Raw genomic sequence first — 2,848 nt, 5'->3', positions numbered from 1 at the left:
CCGCGTGGCCCGCGTGCCGGGCTTCTGGGCCTAGACCGCATCAGCGATAATCCGCCGCTGGCGCACCGCCGCAGCCCCTGGGCCGTGGCGGTGCGCTGTTGCTGAAGGTGCCCCATGCCGTTCACCGGCCAGGGGTTCAACGGGAAGCAGGTGCGCGATGCCATCGAGGTGGCCGCTCGCAATGCCTGCGCTGCCCCCGCAACGGTCAGCGGAATACAACTCCCCACGCGGACGCGCCCCAAACCACGCGCCGCAAGCCACTGTGTCCTTCTCGGGCATGGGAAGGCGGGGATGCCTGCCGCAGCGCGCCCACCCTGCGCGCCGCAGCGTTCCGCAAGCCCGGATACCGGCCTTCTGCATTGCTTTCGGACGCCGCGGGAGTGCGCCTGTCCGGTCCGGCCCCAGCCTGCGCTGCCGTGGCCGGCTCCGGCGTGCGCGCCGTGCGGCGTGGTTCAGACGATAGGCCCCACGGGTGACTGGGGCAGTTGGATTCAACGCATGCGCTTCGCTTCCTCGGCCGCCGATTCCTCCGGCCTTCTCTCTGTTCTCCCTCTTGTCTCCAGCCTGCGGCCCGTAGCGGCTGCGGCCCTGCTGGCCAGCTGCGCTGCAGCGGCCGGCGCCGCGCAGGAGCCGGCTGGCCGATCCACGGACTCCGCCGACGATGCGCTGGACGCCGTCTTCGTGACCGCCACCGCGCGGCCCGAGGCGCGCAGCCGCATCGCGGGCACCACGCAGACCATCGACCGCGAGGCCATAGAGCGCTCCAGCGCGCGCTCGGTCACCGACCTGCTGGCCGAGAACGCCGTGGGCTTTCTCAGCGAATGGACGGCGGCCCAGACCTCGATGAACCTGCGCGGCGCCTCCACCGACGGCCAGGGGCGCGACTTCCGCAGCCAGGTGCTGGTGCTGGTCAACGGCCGGCGCGCGGGCACGGCCAACCTGTCCAAGCTCAGCCCCTCGGATGTGGAGCGCATCGAGATCGTGCGCGGCCCGTCCTCGGTGATCTACGGCAGCCAGGCCATGGGCGGGGTGGTCAACATCATCATGAAGACGGGAGCGACCGCACCCGGCACGCGCGCCCAGGTCCAGGCCGGTTCATGGGACCTGTGGCGCACCGATGCGCAGACGGCCGGCGCCAATGACCGCTTCGACTGGTACTTCGGCGTGAGCGCAGGCGGGCGCGGCGACTACGAGTCGGGCGACGGCGGCACGCGCATGGAGAACACGGGCTGGAAGCGGCGCGGCGCCAGCGGCGCCCTGGGCTGGCAGCTGCACGAGCTGCATCGCGTGGAGCTGCAACTGCGCACGGACGGCATCTACAACGCGGGCTTTCGCGGATCGGGCGCCAACATCTACAGCCGCGACAACCGCAGCAACCGCTCGCTGGACCTGACCTACGAGGGCGCACTGCCCGGCCAGCGCCTGAGCTGGACGACCCACATCTACAGCCTGGTCGATACCGATGAGTTCAACTGGGCATCGCCCGTGATCCGCTCGGGCAACAGCGCCGTGCCCGGCACGGCGCGCGACTACAACCACCGCCAGCTGGACGCCACGGGCCTGCGCTTTCAGCCGCGCCTGCGTGTCAGCCAGACCAATGACCTGCTGATGGGCTTCGACTGGGAGCGCAGCAAGCTGCGCTCCGACCGCCTGCGCGTGGCCATGCCGGGCGGCCCGGCGGGCCAGGTTGCGCCCTACGACAACAACCAGACCGAGCAGGTGCACGCGCTGTACTTCGAGGACGCGCAGACCCTGTTCGACGACCGCCTGACCCTGCGTGCCGGCCTGCGCAAGACCTGGGGCACGACGCGTTTCGACGATACGCCCAACCTGGCCCTGGCCCAGGCCAGCACGCGCGACTACGACAACCACACCTGGTCGGCCGGCGCCACCTGGAAGGCCACGGACCGGCTCACGCTGCGCGCTGCGGCCTCCACGGGGTTCCGCGCGCCCACGGCCACGGAGCTGGCCTCGGACTTCACGGCCGTCGGCGGTGGCCGCACCTTCGGCAACCCCAACCTCAAGCCCGAGACCAGCCGCCAGATCGAGGTCGGCGCTGCGCTGCAGCAGCCCGGCTGGCGCGTGGATGCGGCCGTGTTCCAGAACACCATCAGCGACCGCATCATCACCGTCTCGCGCGGGGCCACGACCAATACCTCGGACTACGCCAACAACGCGGCCGACATCGTGGCGCGCGGCCTGGAAATGCAGGCCGACATGGACCTGGCGCGGGCGCTGAACCTGACGGGCCACCAGCTCAAGGCCTGGGCTGGCGGCTACTACCACTTCAGCATGCGGGACAAGGGATCGCCAGCGTCGGCCAATACCGACAAGGTGCAGCGCATGTACCGCTACGAGGTCTCGGCCGGCGTGCGCTACGGGCGCGGCAGCGGGCGCCTGCAGGGCGACTGGAGCCTGCAGCTGTCCACGCTGCTGCGCGGTCCCATGTGGTACGACACGGAAGAGGCGCTGCTCATCCCGCAGGGCGAGCCCCGCAGCACCTTCATCCACCGCAAGGGCGCCTTCACCATCTGGAACCTGCGTGCCGACTACCGCGTGTCGCCGGGCGTCAAGCTGTTCGCGGCCGTCAACAACCTGTTCGACCTGAACCGCCACCCCATCTTCATCGCGCTGGACCGTGCGCCCTGCATCGCCAACCCGGCGTACCAGAACGGCGGCTGCGGAACGTCGATGGCCGGGCGCGAACTCATGGTCGGCCTGCAAGCAGAGTTTTGAGGTCCATGGCATGAGGCAATCCAGCACCACGCGCCGCCAGTTGCTGCGCCAGGGCGCGGCGGCGGCCCTGGGCTGCGGCCTGCCCGCGGCCTGGGCCGACACCGTCGCTGCA

General features: G+C 70.7%; 1 protein-coding gene and 1 riboswitch. The gene reads left to right on the top strand.

Features of this window, described 5'->3' with window-relative positions:
- Nucleotides 1-88: 88 nt before the first annotated feature.
- Nucleotides 89-369: riboswitch (cobalamin riboswitch) on the top strand.
- 129 nt (nt 370-498) lie between these two features.
- Nucleotides 499-2,736 (top strand): TonB-dependent receptor, encoded by a 2,238-nt coding sequence (locus L995_RS21940; protein ID WP_047473705.1) that lies wholly within the window; start codon nt 499-501, stop codon nt 2,734-2,736.
- The last annotated feature ends 112 nt before the right edge of the window (nt 2,737-2,848 follow it).

This window comes from Delftia sp. ZNC0008 (assembly GCF_000799035.1).
In the GTDB taxonomy this organism is placed as follows: domain Bacteria; phylum Pseudomonadota; class Gammaproteobacteria; order Burkholderiales; family Burkholderiaceae_C; genus Comamonas; species Comamonas tsuruhatensis.
This window is presented reverse-complemented; position numbering and strand designations above follow the sequence as displayed.

What these genes read in the sequence shown, in the direction of transcription:
- L995_RS21940 (WP_047473705.1), top strand. Translation starts at nt 499, where the DNA reads ATGCGCTTCGCTTCCTCGGCCGCCGATTCCTCCGGCCTTCTCTCTGTT.